The following is a 17,719-nucleotide window of genomic DNA, read 5'->3' on the forward strand; positions in this document are numbered from 1 at the left end:
CTGCCTACTACTCCTCCGCTATGGCGAAATCTTCGCAAACTCCTACCCCCGACTCATCCTTTACTGGCTTCGTGCAGGTGCGCGGCGCCCGGGAGCACAACCTCAAAAACATTGATGTAGAAATTCCCCGTGATGCGCTGGTGGTGTTTACCGGCGTGTCGGGCTCGGGCAAATCCAGTCTGGCGTTCGGCACGCTCTACGCCGAGGCCCAGCGCCGCTACCTGGAGTCGGTTTCGCCCTACGCCCGGCGGCTGTTCCACCAAATGGCCGTGCCCGAGGTAGATGCCATTGAGGGTCTGCCCCCAGCCGTGGCCCTGCAGCAGCAGCGCGGCACACCTACCACCCGCTCGTCGGTGGGCTCGGTTACTACGCTTTCCAACCTGCTGCGCATGCTCTACTCCCGGGCCGGCGACTACCCCGCCGGGCAGCCTATTGTGTACGCCGAGGGTTTTTCGCCGAACACGCCCGAAGGCGCCTGCCCCCAGTGTCACGGCCTGGGCCGCATCTATGAGGTGACGGAGCAAACCATGGTGCCCGACCCGTCGCTGACCATTCGGGAGCGGGCCATTGCGGCCTGGCCCCAGGCCTGGGGCGGCCAAAACCAGCGCGACATCCTCGTGACCCTGGGCTACAACGTGGACGTGCCCTGGCGCGAGCTGCCCCAGGAGCAGCGCGACTGGATTTTGTTCACGGAGGAGCAGCCCGTGGTGCCCGTGTACCCCGGCTACACCCCCGAGGAAACCCAGCGGGCCCTTAAGCGCAAGGAGCCGCCTAACTACATGGGTACGTTCACGGGGGTGAAGCGCCACGTATTGCACACCTTCGCCAACACCCAGAGCCCGCTCATGAAAAAGCGCGCCCTGCAGTACATGCTCAGCACCGAGTGCCCCACCTGCCAGGGCAAGCGCCTGCGGCCCGAGTCCTTGGCCGTGACGTTTGCCGGGCTGGATATTGCCGATATGTCGGGGCTGCCCTTGAAGCGGGTGGCTCAATTGCTGAAGCCCTATGCCGAGGGTAACGCCACAGGGCGCAAAAAGCAGGATGCCGCCCACCCCGAGCAGGCCATTGTGGCCCAGCGCATCGCCCAGGACCTGTGTGCTCGCCTGAGCGTGCTGCTGGAGCTGGGGTTGGGCTACCTGCAGCTGGAGCGCAGCACGCCCACTCTCTCGCCGGGGGAGCTGCAGCGGCTGCGGCTGGCTACCCAGCTGTATTCCAACTTGTTTGGGGTAGTATATGTGCTCGATGAGCCCTCGGCCGGCTTGCACCCTTCTGACACCGAAGCTCTATTGAAAGCCCTGCACAGCCTCAAGCAGGCCGGTAACTCCTTGTTCGTAGTGGAGCACAACCTCGACGTCATCCGGCAGGCCGATTGGCTGGTGGACGTGGGCCCCGCGGCCGGGGAGCAGGGCGGGGAAATCCTGTACAGCGGTCCGCCCGCCGGGCTGGCGGAGGTAGCCGCGTCCCAGACGCGCCGTTTCCTGTTTGCGACAGGGGAGGGGGTAGAGGCCCCGCCGCCTCGCACGCCCACGGGCTGGCTGCGCCTGGCGGGCGTGCGGCGCAACAACCTCGACAACCTGACGGTGGAGTTTCCGTTGGGCGTGTTCACCACCGTTACGGGCGTGTCGGGCTCGGGCAAATCCAGCCTGGTAAGTCAGGTGTTGGTAGAGTTAGTGGCCGAATGCCTGGGGCAAACCGTGGAAGCCGAGGAGGAAGAAGCCGACCCGCTGGAGCGGGCCGCGCCGCCCGAAACCGGTGGCAAAATCGTGAGCGGCATGGAGCACATCAAGCGCCTGGTGCGCGTCGATCAGAGGCCCATCGGCCGCACCCCGCGCTCCAACATGGCTACCTACACCGGCCTCTTCGACCACGTCCGGAAGCTGTTTGCCGCTACCCCCGCCGCCCGCAAGCGCCGCTACGATGCCGGCCGCTTCTCTTTCAACGTAGCCAAGGGCCGCTGCGAGAATTGTCAGGGCGAGGGCTTTGTGATGGTGGAGCTGCTGTTCTTGCCTAGCGTGTATGCGCCCTGCCCGGTGTGCCACGGTGCCCGCTACAACGCCAAAACCCTCGAAATAACCTACCGCGACAAGAACATTGCCGAGGTGCTGGGCCTGACCGTGGACGCGGCCTGGAAGTTTTTCGAGGAGGAGCCCACTATTCAGCGGGCCCTTACGGTGCTGCGCGAGGTAGGGCTGGGCTACCTGCGCCTGGGTCAGCCGGCCACCGAGCTGAGTGGGGGCGAGGCCCAACGCATCAAGCTGGCCACGGAGCTGCAGCGGGCCCAGCGCGGCAACTCCCTCTACGTGCTCGATGAGCCTACCACCGGCCTGCACCCCTCCGACGTGGAAAAGCTGCTGGTTCAGCTCGACGGCCTGGTGGAAGCCGGCAACACCGTCATCGTGGTGGAGCACGACATGCGCGTGGTAGCCGCCTCCGACTGGGTGCTGGACATCGGGCCCGGCGCCGGCGACGAGGGCGGCCAGGTGGTAGCCGCCGGTCCGCCCGCCGAGGTAGCCCGCCACCAGCAAAGCCGCACCGGCCCCTACCTGGCGCGGTTCATGGAAGGTGCGGGGGGGTAGGTAAAAGAACGTCATTCCGAGCATGTGGCGCATCAAGCCAGGGGCCGAGGAATGACATTCGGGCAAGCACTCAAGATGCCGCACTTTGTTTGTTGAGTTCTGACTACAAGTTGTTTATGCGCTGCAACAGAAAGCTGTCAACCCCTTACGCCACCTAACTTCCTACCCCCCTACATCCTTCAAACCCTCCCAGCGCCAGTCATGCTTTCCCCTTTTGTTGAAGAATTCTTCCGGAACCCGGCCACTGTGGGCTCCCTTATCCCCAGCTCCCCGGCCCTGACGGGTAAGGTGATGCAGCCCATTGACTTCGCCGCGGCCGGCTGTATTATAGAATACGGACCCGGCACGGGCGTTTTTACCGATGCACTCATGTGCCGCCGTCGGCCCGAAACGGTGCTGGTACTGATAGAAGCCAACCGGCGGTTTGCTCAACTGCTGCGGCAGCGCTACGCCGGCCACGCGGGCGTCCACGTCGTGCACGGCTCCGCCGATAAAACCGGGCAGTATCTGCAGGAGCTGGGGGTAGCCCCCCCCGATTATGTGGTGTGCGGCCTGCCGTTTTCCTCGTTGCCCCGGCGGCTGGGGTGGCGCATTCTGGAGCACACTGCCCAGCTGCTCCGGCCCGATGGCAAGCTGGTGCTGTTCCAGTACTCCCTGCAGAACAAGCGCTTGTTCGAGCGGTTTTTCCGGCCTGTGCGCGAAGAGCACGTGCTGCTGAATCTACCCCCGGCCTACGTGCTGACCTACGCACCAGCTGCCTCCCCCTCAGCGGGGGAGGAAGGTTCGTAGTGTCAGCCGGCTCAGGAAACCGGGGGGCACGCCTCCGCAGTACCGGACTTCCTGGCTTGCTGCCAGGCCAGCAGGCCCGCGGCGGCGGTTATTACGGCTGCCCCCCACCAGGCGCGGCGGCTACGCGGCGCGGCCATCTTGCGCCAGCCCCCGGAAACAGAGGCGCCGTGCGGCGCCGGCAGGGGGCTGAACAAGCTATTTTCGGACACGGGGGCCCGTTCGGCCTGCCGCAGGTAGCCCAGGAACAGGCGCATGCCGGCCCAGCGGGTGGCCCGCGGGGCCAGGGTGTACAGCAGCCGCAGCGCCGGCCCCGACCAGCCTACCATGGTACTCGGGCGGGGGCGGTAAGGTAGCCTCACAATAGCCTCGGCTACTTTCTGGGCCGGAAACACGGGCGGGGCGGGCTTAATCAGGCGGCCGGTGTAGTTGGCCCCGTGCTGAAAGCCGGGCGTATCAATATAGGCCGGGTGCACGTCGCAGACGTGGATGTGGGGCTCGGCGCTGAGCTCCGTCCGGAGCGCGTCCAGGAGGCCGCGCAGGCCATACTTGCTGGCGCTGTAGGCCGCCGTGTACGGCTCCGGCAGCCAGGCCCCCAACGATACCACGTTGATGAGCGTGCCGTGCCCCTGCCGCCGGAAGTAGGGCAGCACGGCATATGCCCCGTACAGATAGCCGAACAGATTAACGCGCAGCACCTGCTCGTGGGCGGCCAGCGGGGTAGCTTCAAACGCCCCAATGGCGCCGCTGCCGGCGTTGTTCACCCACACATCAATCTGGCCGCCGCCCAGCGCGGCGGCGGCTTCGGCCAGGTGGTGTACGGCCCTCGCATCGGTTACGTCGGTGGGAACTACCAGTGTGCGGGCGCCCCGCTGGGCGCACTCCGCGGCCACCTCAGCCAGCACGGCCGCCCGGCGGGCTGCCAGCACCAGCCGGATGCCAGGGCGGGCAAAAGCCAGCGCCGTGGCCCGGCCAATGCCGCTGGAAGCGCCCGTAATAACAATAGTGGCGGAAGCGGGAGCGGGGTGAGTCATACACAGGAACCAAAAAAACCGACAAGGAACACCAGACTAGCTATACCCGGGGGCGGCTTCCGGAGTTATGGTGGAGGTAGCTGCCGCGGGCCCGGCGGTAGTGGCCCCACAGTTTTTGCTGAACCTTTGGGCGGCGCCTTCGCCCTGGCAGCCAGGGAAACGTATGGGCTACGGGGCTACGGGGGTACGGGGCGAGCCGTGGTGCAGCTCCGGCCGGGCCGGGTGGGGAAGCCAAACGGGGAATAGTAGCAGCCGGGCGTGCGCAGGCCGCGAAAGGGCCACTGCTGTACAATTTGCCGGGCCGCGTGCGTTGGCGCCCGGACCGGGCATTTGCTATTCCGGAAAAAAACCCTAAAGTTCTGCCGTATCTTGTTTTAGTTACTTGTCCTGGGACTTATGAACCGCGGCGTACGACAACTATTGGAAGGGAAGGAGCGGTTTCGCTCGCTGTTCGAGCACAACCCCGATCTTATTCTTTTTCAGGACGCGGCCGGAGTTATTCTGGATGCCAACCCGGCTTTTCTGGAAGCTGTCCGCAGAACGCGGGCGGAGGTTCTGGACCGGCCGTTCCGGGATTTTCTGCCACCTGATAAAGCGCCCCTGTTTCAGGAAAAGTTGGCTGAGGCTTTTCGGGGCACCAAGGTAGTGTTTGAGGTGAGCGTGCAGCTGCTGGGAGCCGAGCCGCGGGTGCTGCACGTTACCAAGGTGCCGCTATGGGTGAACGGGCAGATTGCGGGCGTGCACATGATAGCCCAGGACATTACTACCGAAGCCACTTCCCGCGCCATTATTGAGCAGCAGGCCAAACGCCTGCACACCGTTTTTGAAAGCATTACGGATGCGTTTTTTCTGCTGGATAAGCACTGGACCTTCAGTTTCATCAACAGCGAAGTAGAGCGCCTGCTGGGCCTGGGCCGCGAGCAGCTGCTGGGGCGCATCATCTGGCAGGTATTCAAAAACGAAGACCTCAACCAGTTTTACCGCCAGTGCCGCCACGCCGTGGCTACGGGCCAGGCCGTGCACTTTGAGGCTTTCTTCGAGCCGCGGCAGCTGTGGCTGGAAATCAAGGTTTTTCCCTCGCAGGAAGGGTTATCCGTCTATTTCACCGACATCACCGACAAGGTGAAGGCCCACGAGCAGCTCTACCGCCAGAACAAGGATCTGCAGCAGTTCGCCTATATTGTGTCGCACAACCTGCGGGCCCCGCTTACCAACATGCTGGGTTTGCTGGATCTGCTGGTAGCCCAGGCCGGCAACGCGCCCGAGTATGCCCCCCTGCTCAGCCACCTGCAGCTGAGCACCCAGCAGCTGGACACGGTTCTGCACGACATGAACACCATTCTGAGCATCCGCGACAAGCAGGAAGTGTCGGAGCCGGAGCCGGTGCCCCTGGCCGAAGCGGTGGCTCAGGTGGTTGCCAACCTGCAGGACCTGCTGGAGCAGTGCGGGGGGCAGGTGTACTGCGCCATTGCGCCCGGGCTATGCGTGCGTGGCAACCGGGCGTATCTGTACAGTATTTTCTTTAACCTGCTGTCCAACGCCATAAAATACCGCTCAGAGCACCGCCCCCTGCGCGTAGATATTACGGCGGTTGCCGCCGTCGGTCCCGAGCCGGCCGTGCAGGTAGTGGTGGCCGATAACGGCTCCGGGTTTGATGCGCAGAAGGCCGGCCCTGATATTTTCAGGCTGTATAAACGCTTCCACACCCAGCCTGGCGGGCGCGGGCTAGGCCTGTATCTGGTTAAAACGCACGTAGAAGCAATGGGCGGCCATATTTCCGTGCACAGCGAAGTAGAGGTAGGTACCCGCTTCGTTTTACGCTTACCCTAGGCATTCTGTATGCACACTGTTTTAATTGACGACGACTCGACTAGTATCTTCCTGATGCGCCTGCTGCTGCAGCGCGAGGAATTTGCGGATAGTATTACGGCCTTCCAATCGGCGCAGGAGGCGCTGGGCTATTTGCAGCAGGCGCCCCCGGCCCACCTGCCCAAAGTGATTCTGCTGGACCTGAACATGCCCGTCATGAACGGCTGGGAGTTTCTGGAGGCCCTGCAGCCGGCGGCTCCCCAGGTGCTCAGCCACACCCGCATCTACATCCTGACCTCGTCCCTGGCCCAGACTGACATGACCCGGGCGGAGCAGAACCCGCTGGTAACGCGCCTCATTCACAAGCCCCTGGATAAACTGGAGCTGCAGCTCATTAGGGCCGAAGCAGAGCAGGAAGGCGGCGTTGGAGCAATGTAAGGGCCGCGGCGTGGCGGTTCCGGCCCGGGGTGGGGGTAGCCATGGAGGCCCTGAGCGGCGCTTAGGGCCGGAGCAGGAGGGCAGGACTTAGACCCCGGTACCGGCGGTAGGAAACAGGCGGCTGAGCTGCAGCAGGTGCAGGCACCGGGCCAGCACCGGCCCCACGTTGTGCAGCCACACATCGGCACCGGCCTTGCGCAGCACCAGCAGCTCCGAAACCACGTAGCTGACGCCCAGCGTGCGCAGGCACTGCAGCGTGCCGCAGTCGATGAGCAGGCGCGGGCGGGGCTGCGGGCCGCGGCCCGGGAGGGTGCCGGCCACCTGAGTAGCCGTCATCGAATCGAGGTTGACGGCCGTGAAGCCGTGCGCCCCAGTCGGCAGAGAAGTTTGGGGTATCGTGTGCATACAAGTCGCGTTAGGAGTACACAAACAGCACAATCACCGGGTGCGAAAGCAGAAGCTATGCGCTGGGAAACTCAGTTCTGTAAATCTAGTAGTCAAGAAATCAAGTAGATAGGGTTAAAATACTGAATTTGCGCTCCGTACTTGTCTCCGCGGCGGGTGAGTTTTGCGGGATAGGTAGTGGCGGGCTCCGTTCCGGCCCGCCGGGTGGGGCCGGGACCCGGGCGGAGCCTGTCAATCCTTCTCTGAATAACAGGGCCGCCGAAAAAAGTTGAACTTAAGTGCTGTGCTACTGCTTGCATACAGGAGCAGTATCCTATTCAGCGGGCCTATCTGCTTTCCGGGCGTACCACTTCCTGCCTTCCCGCGGCCTTTCCTCCTGACCTCGCCCCCGTTATGACTTTCTATCAGCCCACGGCTGCGCTGCTGCAGGCACTTGGCTTCGTGGCATTTTCCTCCCCGCCCGGCCAGCAGCGGTACAGCCGCCCTAGTTCCTGCGGCCACGAAACCATCGTGCTCTACCAGCAGGACCAGGAGCTGACGTTGCTGGAGGTAGTAAACGGCCAGCTGCTGTACAATTTCCAGGGCCGGGTGGCTTCCGAAGCGGAGCTCCTGGTTTTATTCCGCCAAGTGAACTGGGCGGCAGACGTATCTTCTTCCGACTGATTTCTTTCTCTGTATCCTCATGACCGATCTGTACCTGCGAGGCCTAGGCTTTGCCCCCACCGACGAAACCAGTCAGGCCCGCCGACCCAGTTTCAGCCAGGCCTGGCGCTACCAACACCAACGTGTGGCTCAGGATGGTGCCCGGCTCTTCATTGAGCATCCGCTGGGCATAGACTGCTGCCGGCTGAGCGCCGTGGTAGCTCCGCTGGCCGCGCAGGATGTATTTGCTACCCTGCCCCTGCACGACAAAGCGGCCCTGGAAACGGCCATTGCCGCCTACTACGCGGCGCATGGCGGGGTAGGGCCGCTGGCTCCCCGGCCGCAGCCCTCCACGTACCGACCCTACCGGCGGCAGGAGTAGGTTTTGCTGCTTTCGTTTACTTTACAACCGGTTTTATGGACCAGGATTTACAACTCAGCCTTGCTAACAACGCCAAGGAATGGCTGGCCTTGTCGCTCTCAATATCTTCGGCCGAAAAGGAGGCGTTCAGCAAAGTTCATGATGGGTTCTTTACTACCTACGGCGCCAATTTCATGGCCCACGTGTACCGAACCACCTTTGAGCAGATGCTGCAAAGCATGCCGGATGTGGAGCGCAGCAAGCTCCTGACCACCTTCCAGCACGCAATGGATCAGGCAATTGATAACCATTACAGCACCATGCCCAGCTAGGCCGCCCGCAGTAATGCCCGCACCCAGCGCCCCGGCCCGCCGCCGGGGCGCTTTTGTTTTCTTGCGGCCAAGATTCCGGCGCTTTCCCCGGGCCCAGGCAGCAAAAAACGGTGCCAACCCGATGGCCTTGTTCCGGAACTGCTACCTTAGAGGACGGAGGCAGAGGCCGGAGCCAGTGCGGCCACCGCGCCGGCCCTGCCTTTTTACTGGGTTGATTTCTCGGCTATGGATGTTCTCCGACGCAACAACGTCACGGTTTCAGGGGCTGGGCAACGGGCCATTGTGTTTGTGCACGGCTTTGGCTGCGACCAGCGAATGTGGCGGATGGTGACGCCGGCCTTTGAGGCAAGCTACCAGACGGTGCTGCTGGACCTGGTAGGGGCCGGGCACTCCGATCTGGCTGCGTACAACCCCGCCCGCTACAGTACCCTGGCCGCCCATGCCGAGGATGTGCTGGCCGTGCTGGCCGCGCTGAAGCTGACGCGGGTAGTGCTGGTGGGCCACTCCGTGAGTGCCATGATTGGCGTGCTGGCCGCCATTCGGGAGCCCGACCGGTTTTCGCATCTGGTGCTGGTTGCCCCGTCGCCCCGCTTCGTCAATGATGTTGGCTATACCGGTGGCTTCGAGCAGGCCGATATTGACGAGCTGCTCGAAGCCATGGACAACAACTACCTGGGTTGGTCGGGGGCCATTACGCCGGTTATTATGGGGCACCCCGAGCAGCCCGAGCTGACGGCGGAGCTGAATGCCAGCTTCTGCCGAACGGACCCCACCATTGCCCGTCATTTCGCGCGGGTCACGTTTCTGGCCGACAACCGGGCCGAGCTACCCCAGCTACGTACGCCGGCCCTTATTCTGCAGGGCTCTCAGGATGCTTTGGCTCCCCTGGCCGTGGGGGCTTATCTGCAGCAGCACTTGCCCAACAGTCAGCTGGTGGTACTGAACACTTCCGGCCACTGCCCTCACCTGAGCGCCCCACAGGCCACCGTGGCGGCCATTCACCACTATTTGGGCCCGGCGCCCGCCCCCAGCCAATGAGTACCGCCGCCGCTGCCGATGAGCCGCTGCCCGAGCTGGACCTGCGCCTGACGCAGGAAAACCTGGAAGACCTGTACGAGCACGCGCCCTGCGGCTACTGCAGCTGCCTGCCCGATGGTACGCTGGTCAAGCTCAACCAAACCCTGCTGGGCTGGCTGGGCTATACTGCCCCCGAGCTGGTAGCCCGCCAGTGCCTGCAGCAGCTGTTTACGGTGGGGGGGCGCCTGCACTACGAAATGTACTGCGCGCCCCTGCTGCTGCTGCAAAACCAGGTGCGCGAGCTGAGCTACCTGCTGCGGCGCAAAGATGGTACGACCCTGCCCGTGCTGATGAGCGCCGTGCTGCTGCGTGATACCAACGGCCAGCCCCTGGTCGTGCGCGTAACCCTGTTTGATATTACGGAGCGCCGCAAGTATGAGCAGGAGCTGCTGCGCGCCCGCCAGCACGCCGATGAGCAGCGCGAGCAGCTGGCCCGGGCCAACGAGGAGCTCACCCGAAAAAACGAGCAGCTCAGCCGCATCAATGCCGATCTGGACAGCTTTGTGTACACGGCCTCCCACGATTTAAAGCAGCCCATTGATAACATGACCGGCCTGTTTCAGGAGCTTCGACGCACCGTTAGGTTTCCTGACGCCGAGGCAGTACCCATGCTGGATATGTTTGCCGAGGCCCTGCAGCAGATTCTAAGCACCATTCAGGGGCTGACGGAGGTAGTGCAGCTGCAGCGCCAGCTGGAACAGGTGCCCACCGAAACCATAGAGCTACGGTCCTTCACCGAGGAAATTGTCCGCAGCCTGCAGCAGCGCCTCTCGGAGCCCGCCGCCACGTTTGCCCTCGATTTCCAGGCTGCCCCCACCGTGCGCATGACCCGCTCCAGTTTGCACAGCATGCTCTATAATCTGCTCAGCAACAGCCTGCGCTACGCCCAGCCCGGCCGGCCGCCTCATGTCCGGGTAAGCTCTGCCCACGTAGGCAATGCGCTGGTACTGAGTGTGCAGGATAACGGCCGCGGAATTGACCTGGTGCGCTACGAGCAGGAGCTGTTTCAGCTGTTCCGGCGGTTTCATCCGGAGGTGGCGGGCTCGGGCATGGGCCTGTACTTGGTAAACCGACTGGTAAACCAGGCCGGGGGCCGCATTGAAGTAGAAAGTACCGTCGGTAAGGGCACCACGTTCCGGGTTTTCCTGACGACGGGTATTCCGGCCGCTGCTACCAGCTCCGGACCGAGTAACCTGTCGGCCTGAGTTACGCGGCATAGGCATCTACCAGGCGCCGGCCCGGCCTACCAAAATAAAAGCCCGGTGAGTAGGCTTCCGGAGAGAGGCAGAATTCTACGTCAGCTACGGGGCTGAAGCAGATTCCTGACCTTCTCCGGGAGCTTGCTCACCGGGCTTTGCGGGTTGTATGGCGGCTTAATCCAGAATCTGGTAGCCGATGGGCTTGAAGGCGTAGTTGTTCGACATTTCCGCCGAGCAGGCCGTCATGCCGATGAGCAGGTCGGTTTTGGCTTCCAGAATCACGTAGTCGCCGGCTTTGCTTTTGGGCGGCAGCACATCCACCTTGCCCGTGGTGCCGTCCACGGTTACGTGCATGAAAATGTTGAAGCAGATGGGAATGGCATCGGGGCTGATGCCGTACTCCTGCAGGGCCTCGCAGAGGTTGCCGAAGCAACCCCGGTGCGGGTGCTGATGCCCATAAATGATGCGGAACGTGTCGGCGCTGCAGGGCGTGAGCAGGAAATCGTGGCGGCCCACGGTGTCCTCCACCAGCTCAAACATAATGTTGCTGCGGTTAGAGTAAAAAGGGTGCCCCTTGGTCAGGAAGATGGTTTCGGCATAGTCGATGGTGCGGCCCGAGGACAGGTACTCGGCCCGGTCTGCGAGGTTGTAGCAGACAAAGTCCGATACTTGCTCGCCCTCAATATCTACTACTTTCAGTTTCTGGCCTTTGCGCAGCACAAAGGCGGTGCCGCTACGCGGCGGAATGATGGTTAACTGATTCATGCTGACTTAAAAAGGGACATTTCCAGGCTTCGTTGTAGGCCTTGCCGGTGTACTGGTAGGCTTCGGAGGCCTCGCCAAAATCCTGGAGCATGGGGTTGATGGAGCCGGAGTACGCTACGTCGCGGGTGCGGATGGTGTCGCGCAGGTTCTCGTAGCGGCCGTTGGCCCGGATCTGCTCAAACTGGGCGTGGGCATTGAACACCAGGGTAGGGTAGGAAAACTGCCGGGCCGGGCGGGAGCTGCCGGGGTGCAGCCCAATCACGAAGAACGCCTCCTCTTTCAGGCTGAAGCTGAAATCGGGCGAGGCGGGGTCGGCCACTACCCGGCGGTCGTAGTGGTAGCGCTGGGCATCCAGGTTGGAAAGCGCCTGCAGACGCTGCCAGAATAGCTCCTCGAACAAAGCCTCGTTGGGCGCTTCGGGGCCTTTGAAGATGACGGCGGCGCTGTGGTAAAGATTGTCCGACTGGCGGTAGTCATCCACAAACTGGTAAATAAAGTCCAGGATGGCGGCGTCGTCTTTGGGGCAGGCCAGGTGGTCAACCACCAGGCAGTGAAGCTGATTCCAGGTCAGGGCGGTCTTGGCCGCTACACACGGAAATTCTTTCTTATTTATAAAAGAAAGATATTCCTTGGTGTATATAGTATCTTGAATATCAATCATGTGGTGCGTTGGTTCTTCGGGAAAGAAATGAAATAGTCATACTTTCCTTTGAAGCGTTTTACGCAGAACATCCACCAGATGTTGACCCAGCGGTAGGGCGGCACGCGTGGCGGAGCTCCTTGCCGTGTGCTTCGGCCGCCCGCCGCCCGTAGTAGGCACCGGCGCCAAACGGCTAGCTAAGCGGTAGTTACCAGCCAGCAGTACATACGGGTAAACGACCCTTGAGTGACGAAAAGAAATTTTCATCCTGGCTTTTTCTGCGGTAACCTTCCTGAAATCGTGCACAAAAAAGGCGTCCCTGGCCCGGCTACGAGTGGGGAGCGTCCCGGCTGTTAGGCGGTAAAGACAACCCGGGGGCCGGTGTGGGCGAAGCCCCACCCCACTCCAGCCACCAACAAAAAGCCGCAACCAGCCCGGCAAGTGCCGGCGCTGGTTGCGGGCGAAAGGGGGGTAGGGAAAATGCTTAGGCGCCCTTGCGGCTCAGGCCCTTAACAAAGCGCTGCACAGCATTCCGGAAGGCGGCGGGCGCCTCTACGAACGGGACGTGGCCGGTTTGGAGCTGCGCTACCTGCTGGTTGGGAAAGCGGAACAGGCGGTAGTGCTCTGGCCCCACGCAGTAGTCGGTAGTGCCCGTAATCACCAGCACGGGGGCGCTGATGGCAGGCGTGAGCAACGTAAAATCCTTATGGTAGTCGGGCAGGCGAAAGCCGTAGCCGCCAAACTCGCCGGTGCCGGGGTTGCCCTGGTCGGCGGCGGTTACCTTCTGGTGGCCGGCCTCGGTTTGGTACTGTAGCTTCTGCCAGCCCTGCTGGGCCGTCAGATGAGGCATTAGCGCGCCAAAGCGCGCATCCAGCGGTTTGCTTTCATCCAGGAAGAAAGCGGGGTCGGGCACCTGCACAAACCGCAGGCCGTGCGTCAGGGTGCTGGTCATGGCCTCGTGCAGGTATAGGGTGCAGTTGATGAGCACCAGCCCGCGCACGCGCTGGGGGTAGCGGGCCGCGTACTCGGTGGCAATAGTGCCCCCAAACGAATGCGCCATAACAACCCAGCTTTCCAGGCCCAGCTGCTGGCGCACCTCTTCCAGGTCCTGCACCATGCGGTCGAGGGAGTAATTATGGTCGGGCGCATTCTGGGAGCGGCCGCTGCCCCGCTGGTCCAGCCAGATCATCTGGAGCCGGTCTTCGAGGCTGGGGCCGGCCAGGGCCTGGGGCATACCGCTCCAGGCACCCGGTCCGCCGTGCACAAACACGCAGGGCAGGCCCCGGCCCGAGATGTTGGCGTGCAGCCGCACCCCGTCGGTAGTAGTAAGAAGCGGGGTACCGTTGGCTAGTCGGGTGGGGGTAGGAACGGCAGCCAGCGGCTGGGGGAACAGCAGGTGCAGCAGCGTAACGAAAAAGCCAAGGCGAAGCAGATGGAGCATAAGCGCAAAAGGGAAAAGGAAAACAGATTACATCCCTGCAGACGCCCTTAACCTCGGTAACCGTTGCCTGCCTACCCCACCGGAGCGTGGCAACCCCGGAGAAATACTGCCCCGCTCGCCCTGGGCAAGTGCTGCCTATGTAGCCCGCCGCCATGCTGGAAGCCAGCGCAGCAGCGGGCTGCAAAATTAAATGGTGAGGTCTTGATTTTATCTAATAGAGAATGGTTATGTTTAGCGAATGTATCCACCTGTATCATTCTTATATGCAAAACACGCCTACTCCTCTTTTCAAAGCGCGCACGCCCTTGCTCCGCGCCCTGCAGCGCGCCTTCGGGCTGGCCGTCGCGGCTAATGAGCCCGGTGCCCCATCGGCCGAAGAGCTGGCCGACCTGGCCACTACCCACACCCGCCGCGACTTTCTGGCCAGCACGGCCAAAATGGGCCTGCTGGTGGGAGCCGGGGGGCTGCTAACGGCCTGCGAGGCCGAGGTAGTAGCACCCGCTACCCCCGGGGGCCAAAGCAGCCTCGATGGCAAAAGCACTCAGCCCAGCATTGTGGTGGTAGGAGCCGGCGTGGCCGGGCTCAACTGCGCTTATCAGCTTAAAAAAGCGGGAGTGCGCGCCGCGGTTTACGAGGCCAGCAACCGCGCCGGCGGCCGCATCTTCACGGCCTCCGACCTGATGGCCCCCGGCCTGACTACCGAGCTGGGCGGCGAGTTCATTGACAGCGGCCACCGCGACATGCTGCAGCTGGCCCAGGAGTTTGGCCTGACCCTTTATGATGTGGAGGCCCCCAGTGAAACCGTGCTTAAAAAGGACGCCTACTTCTTTGGCGGGCGGCAGTACACCGTGGCCGAGGTGATTGAGGCCTTCCGGCCCTACGCCCGCCAGATTGACACCGACATCCGGGCCCTGCCGGGCACCATCACCTTCGACAACCTGACGCCCGCCGCGGCCCGCTTTGATCAGCTCTCCATTGCCGCTTACTTCGACTCCATTGGCCTGCGCGGCCTGATCCGGGAGCTGCTGGAGGTAGCCTACCTTACGGAGTACGGCCGCGAGGTTCACGAGCAGTCGGCCATTAACTTCCTGTGGCTGTTTTCGGCCGATACGCACAAGGGCACCTTCGATATCTTCGGCATCAGCGACGAGCGGTACAAGATAAAAGGCGGCAACCAGCAGCTTACCGACGCCCTGGCCCGGCAACTCAGCGGCCAGATTACGCTGCAGCACAAGCTGGTGAAGCTGGCCCAGAACTCCAGCCAGCAGTACGTGCTCACCTTTGAGCAGAGCGGTGGGCGCCGCCTGGAAGTTACCGCCGACTACGTGGTGCTGACCCTGCCCTTCACCGTGCTGCGCAAGGTAGAGCTGCAGGTAGCCCTGCCCACCTGGAAAACCAACGCCATTCAGAACCTGGGGTACGGCACCAACGCCAAGCTGTTTCTGGGCTTCAACGGGCGCCCCTGGCGCACCGAGGGCTACACAGGCTACCTCTTCTCGGATCTGCCCGCGCAAAGCGGCTGGGACAGCGGGCAGCTGCAGCCCACCACCAAATCGGCGTACACCGTGTACCTGGGCGGGCAGGAAGGTGTGCGCCTGGGGTCGGGCACGGCCCAGTCGCAGGCCGGCCGGTATCTGCCGGTGCTGGAAGCCGCCTGGCCGGCCTGCCGGGGGCACTACAACGGCCGCGCCGAGCGCATGCACTGGCCCTCCCACCCCCACACCCTGGCCAGCTACGCCTGCTTTCTGCCGGGCCAGTACAGCACCATTGCCGGCGCTGAGGGTCGGCCGGTGGGTAACCTGTTCTTCGCCGGGGAGCATTGCAGCGCCTGGTACCAGGGCTTCATGAACGGCGCCGCCGAAACCGGCCGCCTGGCCGCCGAAGGTCTGCAGGCCGCCTTACGCAAAGGCAACACGGCCCTGCACCGCCGCCTGCGCCAGCGCGAAGCCTCCCTGGTCTAGGGTCAGTGGCCAGGAAGCGTTGCTTGCCTTCCGGAAGCGTCCACTCAGCCCAACCAAAAGGGCTGCTCCCCATAAAAAAAGGCTCTGGCAACCGCCAGAGCTTTTTTTTATGGGAAGTGAGGGCGGTGCCGACCGCCCTATTGCACCGTGACGCGGAGCGTCTGGGCGGGGGCGTCGGCGCTGCGGATCTGCACCAAATACATTCCCGGTCCCAGGTCCGTCAGGGGTATTTCGGCCGGAACCAGGCTGCTCGCAGGCGTAGTAAGCTGCCGGAGCAGGCGGCCCGTGGGGTCGCGCAGTTCCAGCGTTACCGGCCCGGCGCTGCCGTGGGCTTTCCGGACGTAGAGGCGCTTTTGCGCGGGGTTGGGGTAGGCCTGCCAAGCGTTGGCTTCGTGGTGAGAAGCCCGGGTGGAAGTCACGAATCCGCCTCCCGATAACTTCACCAGCCACCCGCTGCCGAGCCCGATATTATTGATGGACTTGTCCCCCGAGCGCGCTGACAGGGACGTGCCGCTAAGCAGGATGCCGTTGTCGGGGGTAGTCAGAATGCCGGTCATCAGCTCGTCGTAGTCCCCGCCGTAGCGGGCATCCCACCGCTTGGTTCCCTGGGGCGCCAGGCTCACCACCCAGTAGTCGCGCATGCCCCGTGGAGCCTGGGTTTTGTCGCCCGATGTCTCCGAGCTGGTGGTGCCACCCAGCAGCCACCCGTTGCCCGGCGTCAGGGCAACCGTGGTCAGGCGGTCGTCGCCGGTCCCGCCCAGGGTTTTGTCCCAAACCTTGTTGTACTGGGCATCCAGGCGCACAACCCAGTAGTCGGTGTTGCCCCGCGAGGGTTCCGTTTTGTCGCCCGAAACTCCGGACGAGGAGGACCCGCCCAGCAGCCAGCCCCCATCGGAAATCGGGGTGAGGCTAGTCAGATGCTCAACGTCATTTCCGCCGTAGCCCCGGTCCCACTGCCGCTTGCCATCGGCCGATACCTTCACCAGCCAGTAATCGTGTTTGCCCTGGCTGGAGTAGGTCTTGTGCGCGCCCGGGGGCGAGTCGGAGTAGCCAGCCAGCAGGTACCCACCGTCGGCAGTGGGCTGGATGTCAAAGGCCTGATCCTCGTCGGGGCCGCCAAATTTCTCTTCCCACTCCACGATGCCTTCGCTATTGAATTTGACCAGATAAAAGTCGAAAACCTGCTGAAAATTCGAGCTGGAAGAGCCCACCACCAGCACGCCCCCGTCGGGGGTCAGGCACATAGCCCGGGCCATGTCGTAGGCCACGCCCCCGGCGCGCTGGTCCCAGAGCTTGTTGCCCTGGGCATCAATGCGCACTACCCAGAAATCCTCGATTGACTCACCCTGAACCAGGTGCCCTACGTGCGGCCGGGAAACGTCGCCCGATTTCTCTGAGCAGGTAGTGCCGCCCAGAAAGTAGCCGCCATCCGGAGCCTGTTTGATGCAGGTGATGTTGTCCTGGCCGGTGCCTCCGTAGCGCCGGTCCCACTGCTTTACCCCGTTGGGGCCTATTTTCACGATAAAATAGTCGGCCTCCCCCTGGGAGGGTTGCGTGCGTGTACCCCCTGCGCCCGATTGGGAATGCTGTCCTAGCAGGTAGCCCCCGTCGGCGGTTGGGATAACCACGTTGAGGCGCTCGGTTTCGTAGCCGCCGTACACCCGGTCCCACTCCTTATCGGGTAGCCACTGGCCCAAAGCCGTGGACGCGGACAAGGCCATAGCAGCCCCGGCCAGAAGGCTGGCTACCAGGCGGAAATGCCGGGGTTGTTTTATGCGCCGGAGGGGGTAGCCGAACAGCTGCTTGCGCAATCGGGAAAATGCAGGGGGTAGCATATGCTCCATAGAGTAACTGGTGAAAAATGGAGAAGTGGTGTTAGGTTAAATATGCCTGGAGGAGAAGCTATAATCTGGCAGACTTTAGCGTGTGCAGAACCAGGCCGGGGTACGGCCCCTGCCCTGAATGCAGATAGGATGGGAGTACCCCGTGCGGGTCACCGCAAAGCCTCTGGAGCCGGGGAAATGCGGGGGCTGGTTACAGTCCGGCCGTATCAGCCGGGAAGGGCAAGTAGGATAAAAAGAATGGTATACATTAAGTTGGGCGGATGTTATCTGATCGGATAGTAGAAAAGTGGACTAGCGTGCAAGGACGGTAGAAAGAATAGAATTCCGGGTGTAACCAGGAACCGACAGGCTTTCCGCGGGGACGGATGATGCTGCCAGTCCTCTAGGTTTAGTAGAATCAGGGGAGTTA

16 protein-coding genes are annotated in these 17,719 nt (G+C 62.7%); 10 read left to right on the forward strand and 6 right to left on the reverse strand.

Features of this window, described 5'->3' with window-relative positions:
- The first annotated feature begins 20 nt into the window (after positions 1–20).
- Positions 21–2,576, forward strand: a complete 2,556-nt coding sequence (gene uvrA, locus GGU46_RS18535; RefSeq protein WP_183405058.1) for an excinuclease ABC subunit UvrA — start codon at positions 21–23, stop codon at positions 2,574–2,576.
- A gap of 201 nt (positions 2,577–2,777) precedes the next feature.
- Entirely contained in the window at positions 2,778–3,365 is a 588-nt protein-coding gene (locus GGU46_RS18540) for a class I SAM-dependent methyltransferase (protein ID WP_183405059.1), read from the forward strand.
- Between the two features lie 11 nt (positions 3,366–3,376).
- Here the strand turns inward: GGU46_RS18540 and GGU46_RS18545 are convergent, their stop codons facing one another.
- The gene (locus GGU46_RS18545) at positions 3,377–4,396 is read right to left on the reverse strand and encodes an SDR family oxidoreductase (RefSeq protein ID WP_183405060.1); all 1,020 of its coding nucleotides are present in this window, start codon (positions 4,394–4,396) and stop codon (positions 3,377–3,379) included.
- Between the two features lie 396 nt (positions 4,397–4,792).
- Between GGU46_RS18545 and GGU46_RS18550 the strand changes: the two genes are divergently transcribed.
- Both GGU46_RS18550 and GGU46_RS18555 read left to right on the forward strand, forming a co-directional pair.
- On the forward strand, positions 4,793–6,226 hold the full coding sequence (locus GGU46_RS18550; RefSeq protein WP_183405061.1) for a sensor histidine kinase: 1,434 nt from the start codon (positions 4,793–4,795) through the stop codon (positions 6,224–6,226).
- 9 nt (positions 6,227–6,235) lie between these two features.
- On the forward strand, positions 6,236–6,643 hold the full coding sequence (locus GGU46_RS18555; RefSeq protein ID WP_183405062.1) for a response regulator: 408 nt from the start codon (positions 6,236–6,238) through the stop codon (positions 6,641–6,643).
- Between the two features lie 87 nt (positions 6,644–6,730).
- Here the strand turns inward: GGU46_RS18555 and GGU46_RS18560 are convergent, their stop codons facing one another.
- Positions 6,731–7,048, reverse strand: coding sequence for an STAS domain-containing protein (locus GGU46_RS18560; RefSeq protein ID WP_183405063.1), 318 nt, complete (start codon positions 7,046–7,048; stop codon positions 6,731–6,733).
- Between the two features lie 393 nt (positions 7,049–7,441).
- Here GGU46_RS18560 and GGU46_RS18565 point away from each other — a divergent pair, with 393 nt between their 5' ends.
- From GGU46_RS18565 to GGU46_RS18585, 5 genes are all read left to right on the forward strand, one after another.
- On the forward strand, positions 7,442–7,711 hold the full coding sequence (locus GGU46_RS18565; protein WP_183405064.1) for a hypothetical protein: 270 nt from the start codon (positions 7,442–7,444) through the stop codon (positions 7,709–7,711).
- A gap of 19 nt (positions 7,712–7,730) precedes the next feature.
- The gene (locus GGU46_RS18570) at positions 7,731–8,072 is read left to right on the forward strand and encodes a hypothetical protein (RefSeq protein WP_183405065.1); all 342 of its coding nucleotides are present in this window, start codon (positions 7,731–7,733) and stop codon (positions 8,070–8,072) included.
- Positions 8,073–8,107: 35 nt separating this feature from the next.
- Positions 8,108–8,383 (forward strand): hypothetical protein, encoded by a 276-nt coding sequence (locus GGU46_RS18575; RefSeq protein ID WP_183405066.1) that lies wholly within the window; start codon positions 8,108–8,110, stop codon positions 8,381–8,383.
- A 225-nt stretch (positions 8,384–8,608) separates the two neighbouring features.
- A complete protein-coding gene (locus GGU46_RS18580; protein ID WP_183405067.1) occupies positions 8,609–9,421 on the forward strand; it encodes an alpha/beta fold hydrolase in 813 nt (270 codons plus the stop codon).
- A complete protein-coding gene (locus GGU46_RS18585; RefSeq protein ID WP_183405068.1) occupies positions 9,418–10,665 on the forward strand; it encodes a sensor histidine kinase in 1,248 nt (415 codons plus the stop codon). Before GGU46_RS18580 ends, GGU46_RS18585 begins: the two co-directional genes overlap by 4 nt.
- A 168-nt stretch (positions 10,666–10,833) precedes the next feature.
- Here GGU46_RS18585 and GGU46_RS18590 read toward each other — a convergent pair whose 3' ends face one another.
- The 3 genes from GGU46_RS18590 to GGU46_RS18600 all read right to left on the reverse strand — a co-directional run bounded on the left by GGU46_RS18590 (position 10,834) and on the right by GGU46_RS18600 (position 13,505).
- Positions 10,834–11,424, reverse strand: coding sequence for a DUF1989 domain-containing protein (locus GGU46_RS18590; RefSeq protein WP_183405069.1), 591 nt, complete (start codon positions 11,422–11,424; stop codon positions 10,834–10,836).
- Positions 11,393–12,085 (reverse strand): guanitoxin biosynthesis heme-dependent pre-guanitoxin N-hydroxylase GntA, encoded by a 693-nt coding sequence (gene gntA, locus GGU46_RS18595; protein ID WP_183405070.1) that lies wholly within the window; start codon positions 12,083–12,085, stop codon positions 11,393–11,395. Before gntA ends, GGU46_RS18590 begins: the two co-directional genes overlap by 32 nt.
- Positions 12,086–12,548: 463 nt before the next feature.
- A complete protein-coding gene (locus GGU46_RS18600) occupies positions 12,549–13,505 on the reverse strand; it encodes an alpha/beta fold hydrolase (RefSeq protein ID WP_183405071.1) in 957 nt (318 codons plus the stop codon).
- A 263-nt stretch (positions 13,506–13,768) separates the two neighbouring features.
- Here GGU46_RS18600 and GGU46_RS18605 point away from each other — a divergent pair, with 263 nt between their 5' ends.
- A complete protein-coding gene (locus tag GGU46_RS18605; RefSeq protein WP_183405072.1) occupies positions 13,769–15,466 on the forward strand; it encodes a flavin monoamine oxidase family protein in 1,698 nt (565 codons plus the stop codon).
- 137 nt (positions 15,467–15,603) lie between these two features.
- On the opposite strand, the gene GGU46_RS18610 is transcribed toward GGU46_RS18605, so the two are convergent.
- The gene (locus GGU46_RS18610; protein ID WP_183405073.1) at positions 15,604–17,301 is read right to left on the reverse strand and encodes a T9SS type A sorting domain-containing protein; all 1,698 of its coding nucleotides are present in this window, start codon (positions 17,299–17,301) and stop codon (positions 15,604–15,606) included.
- Positions 17,302–17,719: the final 418 nt, after the last annotated feature.

Origin of the sequence: Hymenobacter latericoloratus (assembly GCF_014199535.1) — a bacterium.
Lineage (GTDB): Bacteria > Bacteroidota > Bacteroidia > Cytophagales > Hymenobacteraceae > Hymenobacter > Hymenobacter latericoloratus.

What these genes read in the sequence shown, in the direction of transcription:
- GGU46_RS18605 (WP_183405072.1), top strand. Translation starts at nt 13,769, where the DNA reads ATGCAAAACACGCCTACTCCTCTTTTCAAAGCGCGCACGCCCTTGCTC.
- GGU46_RS18560 (WP_183405063.1), bottom strand. Translation starts at nt 7,048, where the DNA reads ATGCACACGATACCCCAAACTTCTCTGCCGACTGGGGCGCACGGCTTC.
- GGU46_RS18610 (WP_183405073.1), bottom strand. Translation starts at nt 17,301, where the DNA reads ATGCTACCCCCTGCATTTTCCCGATTGCGCAAGCAGCTGTTCGGCTAC.
- GGU46_RS18565 (WP_183405064.1), top strand. Translation starts at nt 7,442, where the DNA reads ATGACTTTCTATCAGCCCACGGCTGCGCTGCTGCAGGCACTTGGCTTC.
- GGU46_RS18600 (WP_183405071.1), bottom strand. Translation starts at nt 13,505, where the DNA reads ATGCTCCATCTGCTTCGCCTTGGCTTTTTCGTTACGCTGCTGCACCTG.
- GGU46_RS18580 (WP_183405067.1), top strand. Translation starts at nt 8,609, where the DNA reads ATGGATGTTCTCCGACGCAACAACGTCACGGTTTCAGGGGCTGGGCAA.
- GGU46_RS18545 (WP_183405060.1), bottom strand. Translation starts at nt 4,396, where the DNA reads ATGACTCACCCCGCTCCCGCTTCCGCCACTATTGTTATTACGGGCGCT.
- GGU46_RS18575 (WP_183405066.1), top strand. Translation starts at nt 8,108, where the DNA reads ATGGACCAGGATTTACAACTCAGCCTTGCTAACAACGCCAAGGAATGG.
- GGU46_RS18540 (WP_183405059.1), top strand. Translation starts at nt 2,778, where the DNA reads ATGCTTTCCCCTTTTGTTGAAGAATTCTTCCGGAACCCGGCCACTGTG.
- GGU46_RS18550 (WP_183405061.1), top strand. Translation starts at nt 4,793, where the DNA reads ATGAACCGCGGCGTACGACAACTATTGGAAGGGAAGGAGCGGTTTCGC.
- GGU46_RS18590 (WP_183405069.1), bottom strand. Translation starts at nt 11,424, where the DNA reads ATGAATCAGTTAACCATCATTCCGCCGCGTAGCGGCACCGCCTTTGTG.
- GGU46_RS18555 (WP_183405062.1), top strand. Translation starts at nt 6,236, where the DNA reads ATGCACACTGTTTTAATTGACGACGACTCGACTAGTATCTTCCTGATG.
- gntA (WP_183405070.1), bottom strand. Translation starts at nt 12,085, where the DNA reads ATGATTGATATTCAAGATACTATATACACCAAGGAATATCTTTCTTTT.
- uvrA (WP_183405058.1), top strand. Translation starts at nt 21, where the DNA reads ATGGCGAAATCTTCGCAAACTCCTACCCCCGACTCATCCTTTACTGGC.
- GGU46_RS18570 (WP_183405065.1), top strand. Translation starts at nt 7,731, where the DNA reads ATGACCGATCTGTACCTGCGAGGCCTAGGCTTTGCCCCCACCGACGAA.
- GGU46_RS18585 (WP_183405068.1), top strand. Translation starts at nt 9,418, where the DNA reads ATGAGTACCGCCGCCGCTGCCGATGAGCCGCTGCCCGAGCTGGACCTG.